Annotated in this window: 17 protein-coding genes; 3 read left to right on the top strand and 14 right to left on the bottom strand. The window is 64.5% G+C overall.

Annotated features, from left to right (window positions below; all coding sequences use genetic code 11):
• Window positions 1-19 precede the first annotated feature (19 nt).
• The 3 genes from ACYVG8_RS15845 to ACYVG8_RS15835 form a co-directional block, all read right to left on the bottom strand.
• Window positions 20-775 (bottom strand): helix-turn-helix transcriptional regulator, encoded by a 756-nt coding sequence (locus ACYVG8_RS15845; protein WP_028498036.1) that lies wholly within the window; start codon window positions 773-775, stop codon window positions 20-22.
• A gap of 58 nt (window positions 776-833) precedes the next feature.
• Window positions 834-2,189 (bottom strand): prephenate-dependent tRNA uridine(34) hydroxylase TrhP, encoded by a 1,356-nt coding sequence (gene trhP / locus ACYVG8_RS15840; RefSeq protein WP_460746268.1) that lies wholly within the window; start codon window positions 2,187-2,189, stop codon window positions 834-836.
• A gap of 134 nt (window positions 2,190-2,323) precedes the next feature.
• Window positions 2,324-2,533, bottom strand: a complete 210-nt coding sequence (locus tag ACYVG8_RS15835) for a hypothetical protein (protein ID WP_028498038.1) — start codon at window positions 2,531-2,533, stop codon at window positions 2,324-2,326.
• 315 nt (window positions 2,534-2,848) lie between these two features.
• Between ACYVG8_RS15835 and ACYVG8_RS15830 the strand changes: the two genes are divergently transcribed.
• Complete coding sequence (locus ACYVG8_RS15830; RefSeq protein ID WP_281660691.1) at window positions 2,849-3,511, top strand: DUF3298 and DUF4163 domain-containing protein; 663 nt, start codon at window positions 2,849-2,851, stop codon at window positions 3,509-3,511.
• 34 nt (window positions 3,512-3,545) lie between these two features.
• Window positions 3,546-3,989, top strand: a complete 444-nt coding sequence (fliW, locus tag ACYVG8_RS15825; protein WP_028498040.1) for a flagellar assembly protein FliW — start codon at window positions 3,546-3,548, stop codon at window positions 3,987-3,989.
• A 37-nt stretch (window positions 3,990-4,026) separates the two neighbouring features.
• Here fliW and ACYVG8_RS15820 read toward each other — a convergent pair whose 3' ends face one another.
• The 3 genes from ACYVG8_RS15820 to ACYVG8_RS15810 all read right to left on the bottom strand — a co-directional run bounded on the left by ACYVG8_RS15820 (window position 4,027) and on the right by ACYVG8_RS15810 (window position 9,544).
• Window positions 4,027-4,614, bottom strand: a complete 588-nt coding sequence (locus ACYVG8_RS15820; protein ID WP_084299787.1) for a DUF4760 domain-containing protein — start codon at window positions 4,612-4,614, stop codon at window positions 4,027-4,029.
• A gap of 199 nt (window positions 4,615-4,813) precedes the next feature.
• The gene (gene clpB / locus ACYVG8_RS15815; RefSeq protein WP_028498041.1) at window positions 4,814-7,390 is read right to left on the bottom strand and encodes an ATP-dependent chaperone ClpB; all 2,577 of its coding nucleotides are present in this window, start codon (window positions 7,388-7,390) and stop codon (window positions 4,814-4,816) included.
• Between the two features lie 132 nt (window positions 7,391-7,522).
• Window positions 7,523-9,544, bottom strand: coding sequence for a methyl-accepting chemotaxis protein (locus tag ACYVG8_RS15810; protein ID WP_028498042.1), 2,022 nt, complete (start codon window positions 9,542-9,544; stop codon window positions 7,523-7,525).
• Between the two features lie 202 nt (window positions 9,545-9,746).
• On the opposite strand from ACYVG8_RS15810, the gene ACYVG8_RS15805 reads away from it, so the two are divergent.
• Window positions 9,747-10,589 (top strand): DMT family transporter, encoded by an 843-nt coding sequence (locus ACYVG8_RS15805; protein ID WP_036385088.1) that lies wholly within the window; start codon window positions 9,747-9,749, stop codon window positions 10,587-10,589.
• A 60-nt stretch (window positions 10,590-10,649) separates the two neighbouring features.
• Here ACYVG8_RS15805 and flgL read toward each other — a convergent pair whose 3' ends face one another.
• The 8 genes from flgL to flgE all read right to left on the bottom strand — a co-directional run bounded on the left by flgL (window position 10,650) and on the right by flgE (window position 19,352).
• The gene (flgL, locus tag ACYVG8_RS15800) at window positions 10,650-11,597 is read right to left on the bottom strand and encodes a flagellar hook-associated protein FlgL (RefSeq protein ID WP_460746266.1); all 948 of its coding nucleotides are present in this window, start codon (window positions 11,595-11,597) and stop codon (window positions 10,650-10,652) included.
• 19 nt (window positions 11,598-11,616) lie between these two features.
• On the bottom strand, window positions 11,617-13,431 hold the full coding sequence (flgK, locus tag ACYVG8_RS15795) for a flagellar hook-associated protein FlgK (protein WP_460746265.1): 1,815 nt from the start codon (window positions 13,429-13,431) through the stop codon (window positions 11,617-11,619).
• A gap of 70 nt (window positions 13,432-13,501) precedes the next feature.
• Complete coding sequence (flgJ, locus tag ACYVG8_RS15790; RefSeq protein ID WP_107888808.1) at window positions 13,502-14,437, bottom strand: flagellar assembly peptidoglycan hydrolase FlgJ; 936 nt, start codon at window positions 14,435-14,437, stop codon at window positions 13,502-13,504.
• On the bottom strand, window positions 14,437-15,546 hold the full coding sequence (locus ACYVG8_RS15785; protein ID WP_460746264.1) for a flagellar basal body P-ring protein FlgI: 1,110 nt from the start codon (window positions 15,544-15,546) through the stop codon (window positions 14,437-14,439). Before ACYVG8_RS15785 ends, flgJ begins: the two co-directional genes overlap by 1 nt.
• Entirely contained in the window at window positions 15,546-16,244 is a 699-nt protein-coding gene (locus ACYVG8_RS15780; protein WP_028498048.1) for a flagellar basal body L-ring protein FlgH, read from the bottom strand. Before ACYVG8_RS15780 ends, ACYVG8_RS15785 begins: the two co-directional genes overlap by 1 nt.
• A 238-nt stretch (window positions 16,245-16,482) precedes the next feature.
• Window positions 16,483-17,265, bottom strand: a complete 783-nt coding sequence (gene flgG / locus ACYVG8_RS15775) for a flagellar basal-body rod protein FlgG (protein WP_028498049.1) — start codon at window positions 17,263-17,265, stop codon at window positions 16,483-16,485.
• A gap of 54 nt (window positions 17,266-17,319) precedes the next feature.
• Window positions 17,320-18,066, bottom strand: coding sequence for a flagellar basal-body rod protein FlgF (flgF, locus tag ACYVG8_RS15770; protein WP_028498050.1), 747 nt, complete (start codon window positions 18,064-18,066; stop codon window positions 17,320-17,322).
• Between the two features lie 20 nt (window positions 18,067-18,086).
• Window positions 18,087-19,352, bottom strand: a complete 1,266-nt coding sequence (flgE, locus tag ACYVG8_RS15765; protein ID WP_460746261.1) for a flagellar hook protein FlgE — start codon at window positions 19,350-19,352, stop codon at window positions 18,087-18,089.
• Window position 19,353: the final 1 nt, after the last annotated feature.

Below are 19,353 nucleotides of genomic sequence, written 5' to 3'. Positions count from 1 at the left end.
CGGTCGGTCTGTCGCGCCACTATTGTCGTTTGCCGGCAGACTCGCGTCGGCGGATATCGCGCGGCGTCAGGCCATGCGCGCGTACCAGTGCGGCGGTAAACGCGCTTTGCGACGCGTAGCCGACCCGGGCGGCGACCTCTCCGACCGCCAGTGTCGTCTGCTGCAGCAGGTCGATGGCCAGCGCCAGCCGGTGGCGGCGCACATAGTCCATCGGCGTCAGTCCGGTTTCGGTCAGAAAGCGCTGATGCAGGCGCGACACCGACAGCCCGGCCAGACGGGCCAGATCGGCAACCTGCAGCGGTCGCGCCGCACAACGGTCGATATGGGCGTCAATGGCCGCCAGCGGCAGCGCACCCGGCGCCTCGGCCGGCCGGCTCAGGCCGGACAGCAGCAGGGCGGCGGCATGGCTGCCGAGAGTGCTGTCGTGCAGTGGCTGGGTCGACAGCCAGCGCACCAGACCGTCGAGCCCGGCCGGCAGTGACAGCACGCGCGGCTGGTCGAGCAGGCGCTGGCCGGCATCGGCTTCCGGCCCGAGCGCGGCACCGAGCCAGATGGCGTCGGCCGGCAGATCGGCCACCAGACACAGTCCGTCGCCGGCATAGGCGTGGCGGCAGGCGGGCGGGATGACCGCCGCCTGGCGCTCGCCGACGCAGCCGCCGTGCCCGTCGAGTTCCAGCCGCAGGCCACCACGGAGGCCAAACACCAGCTGGGTGTGATCATGGTCGTGCACGCGCACTTCCGCATCGTAGCGGCGGATGGACAGGACGGGGGTCATGGCGGGCACTCCGGAAAAACCGGCACCCAGCTTACCGCGGCCGGACGCCGGCCACCATTCAGTCGAACAGGCGGACGATCAGCGCGCCATCAGCCGGGCCGCCGAGATCCATCCAGACGCGGATGCCGTTGCCGGCGGCCACGTCGAGCGGGCTGCCATCGTCCTTGTGCAGCGCGGTGATGGTCAGCGTGCGGTTGCCGGCCCGATGAACGATCTCGATCCGGTCGCCGACGGCGAAGCGGTTCTTTACGTCGACCAGCGCACGGCCGTCGGCCGCGATCTCCAGCACTTCGCCCACGTACTGGCTTTTCTTCGCCTGCGAATGGCCGGTCAGGTAGTTCTGGTAATCCTGGGTCTGGTGGCGTTCGAGGAAGCCCGGGGTATAGCCGCGATTGGCCAGGCCATCGAGGTCGGCCAGCAGCGACAGGTCGAACGGCCGGCCGGCCGCCGCATCGTCGATGGCCTTGCGATAGGCCTGGGCCGTGCGCGACACGTAATAGACCGATTTGGTGCGGCCTTCGATTTTCAGTGAATCGACGCCGATCTTCACCAGTTTCTCGACCTGCTCGATGGCGCGCAGATCCTTGGAATTCATGATGTAGGTGCCGTGCTCGTCCTCAATGATCGGCATCAGTTCGCCGGGACGGCTGCCCTCTTCGATCAGATAGGTGCGATCGGCCAGCGGGTGGCGCTCGGCCCCGCCGCAGGCGGCGAAGTTCCGGTTTGCCTCGTCCATGGCCTGGCCGAAATCGAACTGGATGCGCTGCACGTCGCCGGCGTCGTCGTCGCGGGTATCGTGCATCTTGTAGTCCCAGCGACAGGCATTGGTACAGGTGCCCTGGTTCGGGTCGCGATGATTGAAATAGCCGGACAGCAGGCAGCGTCCCGAGTAGGCGATGCACAGTGCACCGTGAACGAAGACTTCCAGTTCCATGTCCGGGCAGGCCTGGCGGATCTCGGCGATTTCGTCGAGACTCAGCTCACGCGACAGGATGACCCGGGTCAGACCCATTTTCTGCCAGAACTTCACGCCCATCAGATTGGTGGTATTGGCCTGCACCGACAGATGGATCGGCACCTCCGGCCATTTCTCGCGCACCATCATGATCAGGCCCGGATCGGCCATGATCAGGGCGTCCGGCTTCATGGCAATGACCGGCTCCATGTCGGCCATATAGGTTTTGAGCTTGGCGTTGTGCGGCAGGATATTGCTGGCGACAAAGAACAGCTTGCCGCGTGCATGCGCTTCATCGATCCCCTGCCTGAGTTCGTCCAGCTTGAATTCGTTGTTGCGCGCGCGCAGCGAGTAGCGCGGCTGGCCGGCGTACACGGCATCGGCGCCGAAATCGTAGGCAGCGCGCATCTTGGCGAGGTTGCCGGCGGGCAGCAACAGTTCGGGAGCGTTGGTGGTCATGGCGGGAAACGGCGAAAACGGCAGAAAAGACAAGGCCCGCAAGGCTTGCGGGCCGGCTCGATCGCGCGGAGTATCCGCGCCAGGCGCGCAGGCGTCAAGCGCAGCCCGGCAAAAACCCGTACGCAAACAGGGGTTTAGCCGCGCCGGCCGAGCAGTGCCACCAGCGACACGGCCTGCAGCAGAAAGCCCGCGGCCATGGCCGGCAGCGCGAACACGCGCCAGGCGCCCCACTCGGGGGTCTGCAGGGCCGCGCCGCTGAAGCCGAACAGCAGCGTGCCGACGAGAAAGGCCAGCACCAGCAACAGTCTGGGCAGGCGGGACAGGCGCAACATCAGTGTTTTCATCAGGCGGGGATCAGCCGCGAGGCGGATGCCGGATCAGGCCGGCCCGCTCGCGCGCGGTCTCAGGGTGAGCAGGACCACGATTGTAGCCGAGACCGCCTGGCGCGCAGCCTGTCGGCGTTCACGATTGCATGGGACAATGCCGTTTTGCTGCACACTGACCCTGAAATCATGCCGATACCGTTTTCCCGTGCGCCACGCTGCCGGGCAAACCGTCCCGCCGGGTCTCTGCCCGGCGTTGCCGCTGCGACACTGCTGTGCCTGCTTGCACCGTCCGTTCTCCATGCCGCCACTCCCGCTGCCCCGCCAGCAAACAGGGTGTCCCCCGCCAGGCCGGCATGGCGGCTGGTTACCGATTCCGTCACCCTCCGCACCCGCGCCCTGAAACTCGATGCGCGGATTCCGCGCGTCATCGGCCTGAGCGACAGCACACGACAGCGCATCAACCAGGCGCTTGAACTGCCGCTGCGCGCCGATATCGCTGCCGTCCGCCATGACTATCGCGCCGAGCCTGCCGGCCGCAACGGCCGGGGCACGCCGGACGAATTCCTGTATGACTACACCGCCAGGCCCAATCCGCGCGGACTGGTCAGCGTCAGTCTGGTGTCGTGGAGCTATACCGGCGGTGCGCACGGCAACGGCAATCTGGCCACCCGTCACTTCGACAGCAGCACCGGCGCACCGGTCAGCCTGCCCGGCCTGTTCAAACCCGGTGTGCAGTGGAAGCCGCGCGTGATGGGCGAACTGGCGCTTCAGATCCGGGCCCGCAACGCCGATGAACGCAAGAAGGCGCCAGAGATGCCGGCCGACTGGCAGCCGTTCGAAATGCCGCGGGACCTGAATGCGCAGCAACCATTCTGGTTCTCGCCCGCCGGCGATCTGGTACTGGCGTTCGGGCAGTATGAAGTCGCCGCGTACGCTTATGGCATGCCACAATTCACCATTCCGGCAGCCCGCATCGCCGATCTGCTTGCACGCTGATTTACCTTCATCCACGACGACTCAGGAGCTTGCCATGCTGTTCCATTCCCAACTTCTCGGCCAGGTCGACATCGACGAGCATTCCGTCCTCACCCTGGCCGCCCCGCTGGCCGGGCTGGAGGACTGCACGCGCTTCAAGCTGTTCCATGACGAAGGGACCGACGACACGTCGCGCCATGTGTACTGGATGCAGTCACTCGACAATCCGGCGGTCACGTTCAGCCTGACCGATCCGGCCTGCTTCGGCATCCGCTACGAACTGGATCTGGAAAACGAGCGCGACGCGCTGCAGCTCGAACGGGCCGAGGATGCCGTGGTGCTGGTCATGGTCTACAAGGACGTGCAGCAGGCAACGCATCCGGCACTGGCGCCGCTGAAGGCAAACCTGTCCGCTCCGCTGGTGATCAACACCGCTTCGCGGCGGGCACTGCAACTGCCGGGGCTGATCGTCGATGTGTGCATGCGCCGGGTAGGCTGAAGACTGCGCCGCCTTTGTACAGGAAAAGGCGGCGCCCTCAGACGGACTGGCAGCAGGCGCCGCCATGCGGCGGATCGGTGACCGGCTCATCCCGCCAGCGGTTCGCCAGCCACTCCATTTCGGCAAACAGCCGGTTGCGACGGCTCTGGCGGCGAAGCTCGACCACATACGGGGCCAGGGCGTCCCAGTCGCGAATCAGCAGCGAGCGCTTCATCCGCTTGTACACCCCTTCATCGAAGGCGCCCTCCCGGATGCCGGCGGCAATGAATTCATACTGGTTCAGCACCGCCAGGATCGTCCGGTTCTGCTCCGCATGGTCGACCAGGTCCCGGCAGGCAAACGGGGTGAAATTCACCTGATCCTCATGCATGCCGGCAAAAACGGCACGCGCCGCTTTCAGCTCCGCATCACGGTTTTCGTTGATCACCACATCGACCGTGGCCCGGCGCCGCGCCTGGACCTCGTTGCGGTCGGACTGGATTCTCAGCAGCCGCAATTGACGCGCGGCGTACAGGCACAGGCCGGCCGTGGCCACGGCGGACAGGAAAACGGCTCCTGTATGGAGCCAGAAGCCGAGGGTTTCGCCAAGGTAAAGTGCGACATCCGTCGCCCGGGAGGAAGACATCCGCCAGGCGCCCCCTTACAGGTCCCAGCCTTCATCGGGCACCAGGCTGACAAATACACGCATGATTCTCTCCTTGTGGAATGAAACCGTCGCGGACAACCCGACCGCACGATGAGTCTAGACGGCTTCTTCCCGCGGTGACAAATCCGGCGCAAGAGCGGCGGATGCCACGGACAAAATCCGTGGCATCCGCGCCACTTCAGTCGAAGTGCAGCTTGCCGTCCTTCGCGTCGACCACGATCACCGCTTCCGGCAGGTACTTGCCGGCCAGGATCGCTTTTGCCAGCGGGTTTTCGATCTCGCTCTGGATGGCCCGCTTCAGCGGTCGCGCCCCGTATACCGGGTCGAAGCCGGCTTCGGCGATCAAGGCCAGTGCGGCGTCGGTCACCTGCAGGTTCAGGTCCAGCTTCGCCAGACGGCGTTCCAGCAGCTTCAGCTGGATGCCGGCGATCGACTTGATCTGGCTGGAATCCAGCCCGTGGAACACGACGACCTCGTCGATGCGGTTGATGAACTCGGGGCGGAAATAGGTCTTCACCTCGGCCATCACCGCCAGCTTGATCAGCTCGTAGTCGTCCTGCTCCATCGCCTGGATCTGCTGGCTGCCAACGTTCGACGTCATCACGATCACGGTGTTCTTGAAGTCGACAGTCCGGCCCTGGCCATCGGTCAGCCGGCCATCATCCAGCACCTGCAGCAGGATGTTGAACACGTCCGGGTGCGCCTTCTCGATTTCGTCGAGCAGGATCACGCTGTACGGCTTGCGGCGGACCTGTTCGGTCAGGTAGCCCCCCTCTTCGTAACCGACATATCCCGGTGGCGCACCGATCAGGCGGGCGACCGAATGCTTCTCCATGTACTCGGACATGTCGATGCGGATCAGGTGATCCTCGCTGTCGAACAGGAACGAGGCCAGCGCCTTGCACAGTTCGGTCTTGCCGACACCGGTCGGGCCGAGGAACAGGAACGAGCCATACGGCCGGTCCGGATCGGACAGACCCGAGCGCGAACGGCGGATCGCGTCGGACACCGCCCGCACCGCCTCATGCTGGCCGACCACGCGGGTATGCAGCACGTCTTCCATCCGCAGCAGTTTGTCGCGCTCCCCTTCCAGCATCTTGCTGACCGGGATGCCGGTCGCCCGGCTGACCACCTCGGCGATTTCCTCCGCGCCAACCTGGGTCCGCAGCAACTGGTTTGGCCGCTGCAGGCTGCCCTCGCCCTTTTCCGCCGCTTTCAGCCGCGACTCCAGCTCCGGCAGCTTGCCGTACTGCAGCTCGCTGGCCTGGCCAAAATCGCCACGGCGCTTGGCATCCTCGATCTGGTTGCGCAGCTTGTCCAGTTCGTCCTTGATCGACTGGGTGCCGACCACCTGGGCCTTTTCCGCCTTCCAGATTTCCTCGAGGTCGGAATATTCCTTGCTCAGCCTGTCGATTTCTTCCTCGATCAGCTGCAGGCGCTTCTTCGAGGCCTCGTCGGTTTCCTTCTTGACCGCCTCGCGTTCGATCTTCAGCTGGATCAGCCGCCGGTCGAGCTTGTCCATCGATTCCGGCTTGGAGTCGATTTCCATCTTGATCCGGCTCGCCGCCTCGTCGATCAGGTCGATGGCCTTGTCCGGCAGGAAGCGGTCGGTGATATAGCGGTGCGACAGCTCGGCCGCCGCGACGATGGCCGGGTCGGTAATGTCGACGCCATGGTGGATTTCATACTTTTCCTGCAGACCGCGCAGGATGGCGATGGTGTCCTCCACCGACGGCTCGTTGACCATGACCTTCTGGAAGCGGCGCTCCAGCGCGGCATCTTTCTCGATGTACTTGCGATATTCGTCCAGCGTGGTGGCGCCGAGGCAGTGCAGTTCGCCGCGCGCCAGCGCCGGCTTCAGCATGTTGCCGGCATCCATCGCCCCTTCCGCCTTGCCGGCGCCGACCAGGGTGTGGATCTCGTCGATAAAGATCAGCGTATTGCCTTCATCCTTCGACAGTTCCTCCAGCACGCTCTTCAGCCGCTCCTCGAACTCGCCGCGGTACTTGGCGCCGGCCAGCAGCGAGGCCAGGTCGAGCACCAGCAGGCGCTTGTTCTTCAGCGACTCCGGCACTTCGCCATTGACGATGCGCTGGGCCAGCCCCTCGACGATGGCGGTCTTGCCGACGCCCGGCTCGCCGATCAGTACCGGGTTGTTCTTGGTACGCCGCTGCAGCACCTGGATGGCACGGCGGATTTCATCGTCGCGACCGATCACCGGGTCGAGCTTGCCTTCGCGCGCGCGTTCGGTCAGGTCCATCGTGTACTTGGCCAGCGCCTCGCGCTTGCCTTCGGCATCCTGGCTGCCGACATTCTCGCCACCGCGCACTGCGTCGACGGCGGCGACCAGCGCCGCTTTCTGGCCGCCGAACTGCTTCAGCAGCCGGCCGGCCTCGCCCTTGTCGTCCGCCAGGGCCAGCAGGAACAGCTCGCTGGCGATGAACTGGTCGCCGCGCTGCATGGCGGCCTTGTCGGTCAGGTTCAGCAGGTTGCCCAGATCGCGGCCGACCGTGACTTCGCCATCGTTGCCGCTGACCTTCGGCAGGCGCGCCATCGCGTCCTTCAGCGCCGGCTTCAGCGCGCCGACGTTGACGCCGGCACGCGCCAGCAGGCTGACCGCGCCGCTGTCGGCATCGTCGAGCATGGCGGCGAACAGGTGGACCGGCTCGATGGCCGGATTGTCATTGGCGAGCGCCAGACTTTGCGCGTCGGCGATCGCCTGCTGGAATTTGGTTGTGAGTTTGTCAAAACGCATGACTGCCCCTTTCAACAACGGATGACCGATACATGGGTAGGGTTTTCGGGCATTTCAAGGCCACGGGCAGCGATCTGCCGCACAAACAGGCAAACCGGGCCCGCCATGCACCCGGCCCGGCCTGCCTTCATGCTAGACGCGAAACTGTTCGACTTCCGAGCGCAGGTCGGCGGCCAGCCGTTCCAGTTGCCGCGCGGTGCTCGCGGTGTAGGCCGCAGCGGCATCGTTCTCGCCCGCCATGCGCACCACACTGTCGATACGGGTACCGATATTGCGCGTGGTCTGTGACTGCTGGTCCAGGCAGGCGTTGATATGGTCGATGATCTCCGCCACGCCCACCACCTGGGCACGGATGGCGTTCATGGTCTCGCCCACCCCGTGCGTGGTCTGCACCCCGCTCTCGACCTGACGCACCGACTGGCGCATCACACCGGCGGCCTCTTCGGCCGACTGCTGGATCGCGGCAATCATGCGTCCGATTTCCACCGTCGCCTGACCCGATCGTTCGGCCAGCTTGCGTACCTCGTCGGCAACCACGGCAAAGCCGCGTCCCTGCTCACCGGCGCGCGCTGCCTCGATCGCCGCATTCAGCGCCAGCAGATTGGTCTGGTCGGCAATGTCGCGAATCACTTCGACGATGGAGCGGATCTCCTGTCCACGCGCCTCCAGCCCTTCGATGGTGGTGGTGGCATTGCCCAGTGCCTCGGCGATGCGGCCGACCTCGGCCACGGCAGTGTCGATCGCCGTCTGACCGGATACGGCCGCATCAGCCGCCGCACGCGACGCCCCCATCGCTCGGCTGGTCTCGCCGCAGATGGTGTCGTTGTCGGCATTCAGCTGGCTGACGGCGGCGGACATCGCCTGTGCGGCGTCGTTCTGCTCCCCGGCCCCCCGAGCCAGCTGCTCGGCATTGTCGGCCATGCCGTGCACGGCCGTGCTCATTTCCCCGGTGCCCTGATGCGTCGCCACCACAGCCTGGCGGAACGACCCGAGCAGGCCGTTCAGAGCCCGGGCAATGTCACCGATCTCGTCGCGTCGCGACTCCGGCAGCCGCTGGCCCAGATTGCGCTCGGCCCCCATTTTTGCCACGGCATCGACCAGCTGGCGTACCGGGCGGGTGACCAGGAAACGTGCCGACAGTGCAACCGACAGACCGACCAGCAGCAGCATGACCAGCGCACCGCCGGCCACCCAGCCGAGCATGGCCCGGTTGTCGGCGGCCAGCTCATCGACCCGCTCCATGCTGACCAGCGTCCAGTGCCAGTCCGGATAGCTGGCGTAGCGCACCAGATGCTCGCCCCCCTCGGCCAGCGTGACACGGGTTTCACCGTCCTTGCCCAGCAGCGGGGCGTAGACCGGCTGGCCGTCGACATCCTTGTCGCCGAGCGCGGATTCGCCCATCCGCGTCGGATGCTGCAGGAAGTGGCCGCGCTGCCTGTCTTCGCCGGCGTCAATAATGGCCAGCATGCCGCTGTCGCCTATCCTGACCTTGCGGATGCGGGCCAGCAGTTCGGACATGCCGAGATTGACGTCGATGCCGACCTGGGTCGCACCGATGACCTTGCCGCTGCCGTCGCGCAGCGGGTTGTAGCTGGTGATGTACGGCTTGCCGTAGAACGCGTCCTGGCCGACATACGGCGAGCCGTCGAGCAGACGACGCCAGGCCGGATCGCCATGCGGCATTTTTTCACCGAGCGCACGGCCGCCATCGTCCTTCAGCAACGAGGTCGACACCGATACGAAATCGTCACCGTCGCGCACATAAATGGTCGACACATTGCCGGTGCGCAGCAGAAAGCGGTCAACCTGCTCGCTCTGGTTGTTCAGCAGATGGCCGCCCAGGGTCAGACCCGGCGCCTGACCGCCAGCGGGCAGTGCCACCGCCTGGCCACTCAGCGCAAACACGCCGGACAGCTCGCTCTGGAACGCGCGGTCGAATTGCTGGGCCGACAGCTTCAGCGCCCGGTGATAGGCATCGATCATGTTCAGTGCGTCGCTGACCAGCTGGGTCTGCACTTCGCCGGAGCGGCGCAGCAGCAGGCGGTCCATCTGCACCGACAGGACGGCGACCGCCGCACCGATCAGCACCGCCAGCAGCAACATCTGCACGACGATCAACTTGCCACCGATGCGTAAACGGTTGAGTGGATACATCGGCGTTTCTCCCTGATTTGTTATGGGTTTTATGGCACGGGCACGGCCGGGCAGCGAAAACGGCCGCGTCCTGTGCGGTGGACAGCAGTATTGACGTTTGAATAAGACATGCGCAACTAGAGACTGTATGTTTGTGTCGCTATTGCGGATGACAGCCCATTGCCGCTACGCTGGGCGGCCGTCATATCCACTGTCCAATCCCATGCAGAACCGATCCGCCCGACTGTATGCCGCCGCCGCGATCCTGATCTGGGCATCTCTTGCCGCCCTGGGCGTCAAGCTCGCTCATCTGCCGCCGTTCCTGCTGGTCGGTGCCACGCTGACCTTCGCCGGCCTGATCACGCTGCCGACCCTCCGTCAGTGGCGGGTGCCGGCCTCGACCTTCGCCATCGGCGTCGCCGGCCTGTTCGGCTACCACTTTTTCCTGTTCGTTGCCTTCCGCAATGCACCGCCGGTCGAAGCCAATCTGCTGAACTACCTGTGGCCGCTGCTGATCGTGCTGCTGGCGCCGCTGCTGCTGCCTGGCACCCGGCTGACCCGCCGCCATCTGCTGGCGGCCGCCACCGGCTTTGTCGGTGCCATGCTGGTCGTCAGCAAAGGGCATGCCGGATTCGATAGCAGTTATCTGGGTGGATATGGCGCCGCCGCTTTTGCCGCGCTGCTGTGGGCCAGCTATTCGCTGCTGACGCGCCGGGTGCCGCCGTTCCCGACCGCGGCGGTCGGCGGGTTCTGCCTGGTGTCCGGCCTGCTGTCGCTGAGCTGCCACTTTCTGCTCGAACCGGCCACGCCGCTGCAGGCTGGCGATCTGCCCTGGATCCTGCTGCTCGGCGCCGGGCCGATGGGCGGCGCCTTCTTCCTGTGGGACAAGGCGATGAAAACCGGCGACGCCCGCGAGATGGGCCTGATGGCCTTCCTGACGCCGCTGCTGTCCACGGTCATCCTGGTGCTGGCCGGTGGCGGCACGCTGGACAGCTGGGCACTGGCTGGCGGGCTGCTGATCGTCGGTGGTGCACTGGCAGGCACACGACCGACGGCCAGCGCCTGAGACAGGCATGAAAAAACCGGCCATGGCGGCCGGTTTTTCTGATGGCAATCCCGGGCGGGATTACAGGTAATTCAGCAGCGACAGGCCCTGGGTCTTGGTGAACGCCGCCATCGAGCCCTGCAGGGCCAGCTGAGCCATGGCCATGTCGCTGACCGCCTTCGGCAGGTCGAGGTCTTCGAGCTTGCTCAGCGTCGCGGCATAAGCAAGCGACAGGTCGCCGTTGCCATTGCGGGTCGCCTCGGTTTCATTCATCCGCGAACCGACAGCGGCATTGGCCGTGGTCACCCGGGTCATCGCGCTGTCCAGGCCGCCAATGGCGCTCTGCAGGTCGGCCGTGAAGTTGTAGCCCGGGGTGTCGGTGCCGAGCTGCAGGGCCTTGTGCAGGGTATTGACCGCATCAAACAGGCTGCCGCCGCCTACCGAGCCGAACACGCTCGGACCGGTATCGGTCACCGGCACCTGCCGCGTGGAGGAGATCGGAATGGTCTTCTGGCCGTCATTGCCGTTATAGGTGACGTTCCAGCTGTCCCAGGTCATGCTGCCGCTGGTATTGGACACTTGCTGCGACACATACGGCGGCGTGGTCGAGTTGGTGCCGGAGAACAGGTACTGACCATTGCCGTCGACCTGGTTGGACGCGCCGATCAGCTGGCCGAACATGCCCTGCAGCTGGGCGTCGATCTGCTTCAGGTTGGCCGCGCTGTTCTGGCCGCTGCCGGCCTGGATCGCCAGCGTCTTGATCTGCGAAATCAGTTCGGTAGTCGACTGCATCGCTTCGTCGCTGAAACTCAGCGCCGAATCGGCGGCATTGGTGTTCTTGATGAACTGCTCGTTGCGCCCGTCAGCCTGACGGATGTCGAGAATGCGTGAGGCCGCGACCGGATCATCGGACGGCGTGTTGACCCGCTTCATGGTCGACAGTTGGGTCTGCATCTGGCTCTGCAGCGCCTGCTGGTAGCTGACGTTGCTGCCACCGAGAATATAGTTGGTTGCCGTACTGATACGCATGATTCATTAGCTCCCGCTATTAGCCGCCGACCGCATTCAGGATGGTGTCGAACAGCGTCCCGGCGGTCTGGATCACCTTGCCGGATGCCTGATAGGCCTGCTGGTACTTGAGCAGATTGATGGTTTCTTCATCCAGGTTCACGCCGGATACGCTTTCCCGCGCCAGCGTCACCTGCTTCAGCGAGTTGGTTTGCGCATCGTTCATGACCTTGGTTTCATTGGTGATGCTGCCGACCGAGGTCACCGTCTGGCCCAGCGCGCCCTGAAGGGTCATGGTGCCGGTAGCGCTGCCATTCGTGCCCTGCACCAGGTTGGCGGTCTGCAGGTTGGTGAACTCCAGCAGGTTGCTGTTGTCGGCTTTCTCGGTAAAGCTGGTGTTCTTGCCGAGCTGGAACGTCCCGCCACCGGCCAGTGTGCCGTTCATGGTGAGGTTGACGCCGGTCTCCTCGGGCGGGGTGCCGTTGCTCATGATCTTGTAGCCGCCGGTCACGCCCGGGCGGGCGACAACGGTATAGCCGCTGTAGCCCGCCGGCGCGGAGATGCTCAGACCGGTCGCCGTGTAGTTGATGGTCAGCGAGGCGACGCCGGCCATCAGGTCGTCGGCCAGGGTGTTGTCCTGGGCGGTGGCGCGGCTGATCGAGGTGGCGCTGACCGTGGCGGCGCCGGTCGTGCCGGTGGCCTTCAGCGGCGATGCGGCAGCAATCTTGTCCGGCTGGGTAATGGCCAGCGACAGCGCGTTGATCGCGTCGCTCTCGAAGGCCGAGCGGGTCGCATCATCCATGCCGCCATTGGCGAACGTCTTGCTGTAGCTGTCGAGCAGCGCCGCGTTGGCAGCCGGCGTCGCCGCACTCCACGGCGGGAAATTGAAGTTCAGCGTGAACATGTCGGTACCCTGGGCACCATTCTTGTCCAGACCGGCCTTCTGCTGATTGTTGAAGTTGATCGCCATGCCGAGCGCCGTGGCGCCGAGCTCTTCCTGCGACTGCACCAGCGTCTTGCGCACGCTGAGCGCGCCGCCGAGCGAGCCGCCGGTCAGCAGGTCGGACGGCAGGGGCGAACCATCCTTGTAGCCGATCTGCAGATCCTTGCCCGAGCCCGGCATCACCTGCAGCTCGAACGGGGTCCCGCCGAGCACCATGCTCTGGCCGCTGCCGATGAACACGTTGACCTTGCCGCTGTCACTCGGCACCGACGAGGCTTTCACGTACTTGTTCAGTTCGGTGATCGCCTGGTCGCGCTGGTCGATCAGGTCCAGCGGCTGCTGGGTATCGCCCTGCCACAGCTGGCTGATCTGCTGGTTCAGCGACGCAATCTGCTTGGCCAGCGCATTGATCTGGGTAACCGACGACTTGACCTCGGTATTCACGCCATTGCGCAATTCCTCGATCCGGTCATTGGCGGCCTTGAAGCTGTTGACCATCGACGACGCCTGGTCGAGCATCGCCTGCCGCGACGGCACCGAGTTCGGGTCGGTCGCCAGGGTCTGGATCGCGCTGAAAAAGGTCTGCAGCTGGCTGGACACGCCGGTCGACGAGTTCGCCAGCGTGGAATCGAGCTGGTTCAGGTAGCTGAGCTTGCTGCTGTAATAGTTGCTCGCCGAGGTCGCCGTCTGCACCTGCTTGTTGAGAAAGCCGTCGTACACCCGGCGCACATCGGTCACCTGCACGCCGTTGCCCGGATAGCCATAGCCAGCCGATTGCGGGTACAGGGTCTGCTGGATGATGTCCTTGCGGGTGTAACCAGCGACGTTCATGCCGTTGATGTTCTGCCCGGTGACGCTCATGCCGGCTGCAGCCGAATTCAGGCCGGACAGACCAATGTTGAAGAGGCTCATAATGGACTCGGTCTTTCTCGTATGACTGTTCTATCGACCGCGCAAACGCACTCTTGACCCGGATTGCGGATCAGGAACGGGTGCCGGTCGCGACGCGGGCCAGCTTCTCGGCGTAGGCCGGGTCGGTGGCATAGCCGCCGCGCGCCAGGCCGCGGGCAAAACTCACCGCATCGGCGCCGGTATTCAGTGCGCCGGCGTAGCGCGGATTGTTCTGCAACAGTTTCGCGTAGTCGGCAAACGCTTCGCCGTAGTTGTCGTAGGCACGGAAGCGTTCGACCTTCTTCTTCGGCGAGCCGTTTTCGTATTCGGTAGTGACGATGTCGGTGGTCTTGCCCTGCCAGCTGCCACCGGCCTTGATGCCGAACAGGTTGTGGCTGTTGCTGCCGTCGGCATTGCGGATATTGCGCTTGCCCCAGCCGGACTCCAGCGCGGCATGGGCGACCACCAGGTTCGGCGTGACGCCGAGATTTGCGGCAGCCTGGCGCGCATGCGGTGCAATCTGCTGGACAAAGTCCTCGCGGCCGACCGGAGCGGCCAGCGGGGCTTCCAGCGCGTCGAGCGCACGCATCGGTTCGTAGCGCTTTTCCTCGCCCTGGGCGCGGCTCAGCGCGGCCTGCAGTCGCGGCGAAATCACCGAATTGAACTTGACCGGCTCGGCATTGCGCGTGACCGGCGCATCGGCATCGGCAGCCTGGCCGGACGCCTTCAGGATCTGCTGGTACAGCGCCTCGCCAAGCCCCATGCCACTGCCCTTGGCCATTGTCTGTGCCAGTTGCTGGTCGGCCATGCCGCGGTAGGTGTCCAGCGCATTGCTGTCCTCCTCGCCGTCGAAGCGGGTCTCGCGCATGGTCTTCAGCAGGGTCTGCAGGAACAGCGCCTCGAATTCGGACGCCGCCTTGCGCGCGGCGACCTTCGGGTCATCCTTGGCCAGGACCTTCAGGTTGCCCAGCCGCTGGGTATCGTAGGCCAGGCCGATATCGGCCTGGCTGATCGGCGTCGACGCCATCAGATCACCTCCAGTTCGGCACGCAGTGCGCCGGATGCCTTCATCGCCTGCAGGATGGACAGCAGATCCTGCGGCGTGGCGCCGACCGCATTCAGCGCGCGCACGATCTCGTTCAGGTTGGTGCCGCGCGGCACGCTGACCAGACGACCGCCATCGCTCTGGATGCTGGTACTGGTCTGGTTGGTCGTGGTGGTCTGCCCCTGGCTCAGCGCATTCGGCTGGCTGACTTCCGGCGTCGACTGTACGGTAACCGTCAGGTTGCCGTGGGCGACGGCGCACGGTTCGACGCGCACGGTCTGGTTCATCACCACCGATCCGGTCCGCGCGTTGACGATCACCCTGGCCACCGGCGACGACATCGCCACATCCAGGTTTTCCAGCTTGCCGAGGAAGGCGACGCGCGCATTCGGGTCGGCCGGCGCCCGCACGTCGATACGGCCGGCGTCGACGGCGCGGGCCACCGAGCCCATCGCCCCGTTGATGGCGTTCACCACCCGGCTGGCATTGCTGAAATCGGCGGTCTTCAGCTCAACCGCAACGATATCGTTCTGACCGACGGTGGTCGGCACTTCGCGTTCGACCGTGGCGCCATTCGGGATGCGGCCACCATTCAGCTGGTTGATCTTGGTACTGGAACCGCCGCCACCGGCGCCGACGCCACCGACCATGATATTGCCCTGTGACATGGCATAGATCTGCCCGTCGGCGCCCTTCAGCGGTGACAGCAGCAGCGTGCCGCCGCGCAGGCTCTTGGCATCGCCCATGGCGCTGACGACGACGTCGATCTGCTGGCCCGAGCGCGCAAACGGCGGCAGTACCGCCGTCACCATCACGGCGGCGGCGTTCTTCGGGTCGATCTTCTGGTCCGGCGGCACCATCACGCCGAGCTGGTTCAGCATGTTCGACATCGACTGGCGCATGAACGGTGACGAGTTGGCCTTGTCACCTGTACCGTCGAGACCGACGACCAGGCCGTAGCCAACCAGCTGGTTGACGCGCATGCCGCCGATATTGGCGATTTCTTTCAGCCGTTCGGCGTGAACGGCCGGGGTCGCCAGCACGATGAGCGCCAGCGACAGGGAAGCGAGGAGGCGGGAGGCGTGGGTCATCAGAACGGCGAAATGGTCAGGAAGAAGCGGGTCAGCCAGCCAGGCTGCGAGAACAGGTTGTTGTTGCCCTGGTTCTGCTGCTCGACGCGGGCGTCGGCCAGGCGGGTTGACGAGATGTAGTAGCCCTGCTGCAGGCCACGGTCACGCGAATACGGCTTGATGTCGCGCGGATTGACCACGCCGGACAGGCGGATGAATTCGAGTTCGCCGTTGATGCGCACCTGCTTTTCGCCACTGATCGACAGGTTGCCGTTCGGCAGCACGTCGATGACCGTCGCGGTGATGGTGGACATGAAGCTCGACGACGCCGCCGCCTGGCCACTGCCCTTGCTCGATGCGCTCAGCGAACCGGAGGTGTTCAGCGGATTCAGGTACTCGTTGGAGAACGGCAGGTTGAAGCCCGGGATGTTCATCTTGGCGTCGACGCCCTTGCTGCCCTGCGACGATTCCTGCTGCTTGGTCGTGGTCGATTCCTCGATCACCACCGTCAGCGTGTCGCCGACCTGGCGCGGGATGCCTTCCTCGAACAGCGGCCGGTTGCCGGCAGCCTGGAAAATCGCGCCGTTGCTCGGCCGCGACAACGGCTGCTGCTGCGGACGCGCCGTCAGCGGTTGCTGGACGATGCTGCCGGGCGGCAGCGCGCACGCGGCAAGCAGCGCGCATACGGCGCCGGTGGTCAGGGAGCGGCAAATGTTCATTCGGATACACTTCACAAGGCAAACCCGGAGATTGTCGCGCAACTCCAAGTCGCTGACAAACCTCGCCTTCCTGCCCGTGCACGGGCCGGCGGCGATGCCGGGATTGAGGAACATGACGGGGAACAGGCCCCGTGGCGGCCGGTTTCGGCCACGCGAACGGGTCGCGTGGCAAAACCCTTCCTCTGCTTTGTCGACCATCCGGCCCGCCGGTTTAGGCGGCAGCCGCAAAAAAACCGGATCAGAGCTGCGCCAGACGCTGCAGCATTTCATCGCTGGTCTTGACGCCGCGCGAGTTCAGTTCGTACGAACGCTGCGCCTCGATCATGTTGATCAGTTCTTCGGTCACGTTGACGTTACTGGCTTCGAGATAGCCCTGCATGATCGTGCCCAGACCATCTGCCGTCGGGTTGCCGGTCGTCGGCGTGCCGCTGGCAGCGGTTTCCAGATACATGTTGTTGCCGATCGACTCCAGACCCTGCGGGTTGATGAAGTCCGAAATCTGCAACTGGCCGATCTGCTGCGGCGCCGTCTGGCCCGGCATTTTCACCGTCACGATGCCGTCGCTCGATACCGAGAAGTTCTGTGCGCCCTGCGGCACGGTGATCGCCGGGTCGACCAGGAAGCCCAGCGACGTGACCAGCTGGCCCTGATCGTTGGTGTGGAAAGTGCCGTCGCGGGTATAGGCGATGGTGCCATCCGGCTGCTGGACGTTGAAGAAGCCGCGGCCGTTGATGTCGAGGTCGAAGCTGTTGGACGTCTGCTGCGGGTTGCCCTGGGTGAAGATCCGCTCGGTCGCGACCGGCGTGGCACCGGTACCGACCAGCAGGCCGGTCGGCAGCATGGTGTTCTGCGAACTCTGCGAGCCCGGCTGGCGCACGACCTGGTACATCAGGTCGTTGAAGTTCGCCCGGCCCTTCTTGAACGCGGTGGTGTTGGTGTTGGCCAGGTTGTTGGTCACCACATCGAGCTTGAACTGGCTCGAATCCATCCCGGTCTTGGAAATATAGAGGGAGCGTAGCATCGGAATCCCCGGCAAGCGCGCCGTTGCCGGACGCGCTCACTGTATTAAGCGGTTTTAGTTGTTCACGGACATCAGTTGCGTGGCACGCTGGGCGTCCTGGTCGGCAGTCTGCATCAGCTTGACGCTCATGTCGAAGTGACGCGCATGGCTGATCATCTTGGTCAGCGAGTCGACCATGCTGACATTGCTCTGCTCGATGACCCCGGTCTGCACCCGCACGCCGTCGTCGGCCTGGGCCGGCTGGCCGTCATTGCGGCGGAACAGACCGTCGGTCCCCTTGTAGAACTCGCCGTTGGTCTCGCCGACCAGCTTGATGCGGTCGAGGATATCCACCGTGCGCGGGGTCTGGTCGGTCTGCACCGACGACACCGTGCCGTCCTCGCCGATCATGATCTTGGTGTTCTGCGGCACGGTGATCGGGCCGCCACCTTCGCCAAGAATGACCCGGCCCAGCGGCGTGCGCATGATGCCGTTCTCGTCGACGACGAAACCGCCGCCCCGGGTATAGGCTTCCTGCCCGGTCGAGTCCTGCACCGCAAACCAGCCCCGCCCCTTGATGGCGAAGTCCTGGTCGTTGCCGGTGGTCATCATCGCGCCTTCGCTGCTGTCGTGACCGATGGTCGAATCGACGCTGTACGCCCGTGTCGGCGTCCCGTCGCCGACGACCGGCAGCGCGCGGAACGCGCTGAGTTCGGCCTTGAAGCCCGGCGTATGCACATTGGCCAGATTGTTCGCCGTGACCTGCTGTTGCAGTTCCACATGCTTGGCGCCATTCATGGCGATATACAGCATCTTGTCCATGCGTCAGATCCGCTTTTCGGTTAGCGCAGCGAAATCAGCGTCTGCATCAGCGCGTCTTCGACCTTGATGGTCTGCGCGTTGGCCTGGTAGTAACGCTGCGCGGTAATCATGTTGACCAGTTCGCCGGTCATGTCGACGTTCGAATCTTCCAGCGCCTGCGACTGGATCAGGCCGACGTTGGTGCTGCCCGGCTTGTTGATCACGGCGTTGCCGGACGTGTACGACTCGATCCAGCGGTTGCCGCCGATCGGCTGCAGACCCTGCTGGTTGGCGAAGTTCGCCAGTGCGACCTGGCCCAGCGTCTTGCTCTGGCCGTTCGAGTAGCGCGCAGTCACCGTACCGTCCTTGGCAAACAGCAGGTTGGTCATCACCGACGGCGCATACCCCTGCTGGGTCGTGCTGTTGACGGCAAACTCTGTACCGTACTGGGTGGTGCCGGTGAAGTCCAGCTTGATAGCAAGACTGGCAGCACCCAATGAACCTGAATAGGAGCCGAAGTCAAGCGGCGGTGCAGAGGTAGCCATATTCCCTAAATTGTCAAACGTCAACTTCGCAGGGCTAGGAGTAGGAGTGAGGGTTGTCTTGATGCCATTTGGGTCGGTGATTTCAGCGTGTACATCCCAGCTTGCTACAGATGGGGTACCTGATGCCCCTTTGTAAACATAGTAGGTAGACAGCGTCAACGGATTGCCAAGACTGTCGTAAATCTGTGTCGACGTCGTGCTGTTGTACATGTCTGGAGTAGGGTTAGCGGCATTGAACGCCACCGTCGGCACCGTCGCGCGCGAATCAAGGTTCAGGCCGAATTTGACTGGGCTGTTGTTCCAGTCGCTGGGACGCGGCGCGAGCAAGCTGGTATCGACCTTCATGCGCGACATCGAGCCCTTGAGCACGCTGCCGGCCGAATCAACGCCCCAGCCCATCAGGAAGTCGCCATTGTTGTTGATGTAGCCCTCGCGGTCGATCTGGAACTGGCCGTTGCGGGTGTAGGCCGTGCCATTGGCGTTCTGCATGACGAAGAAGCCGTTGCCGGAAATGGCCAGGTCGAGCTGGTTGCCGGTGGTGGTCACCCCCCCCTGCTTGAACTGCTGGGCGATCGCGGTGGTCGACACGCCGATGCCGTTCTGGGTCGCGGCCACGCCGTAGAAGTTGGCGGCGAACATGTCGGCGAACTCGGCACGCGAGCCCTTGTAGCCGACGGTGGAGGCGTTGGCGATGTTGTTGCCGATGGCGCCGAGCTGATTGTTCGCGGCGTTGATGCCGGCCAGACCGTGTTGGAAAGCCATG

The sequence above is a fragment of the Microvirgula curvata genome, assembly GCF_054781615.1.
This window is presented reverse-complemented; position numbering and strand designations above follow the sequence as displayed.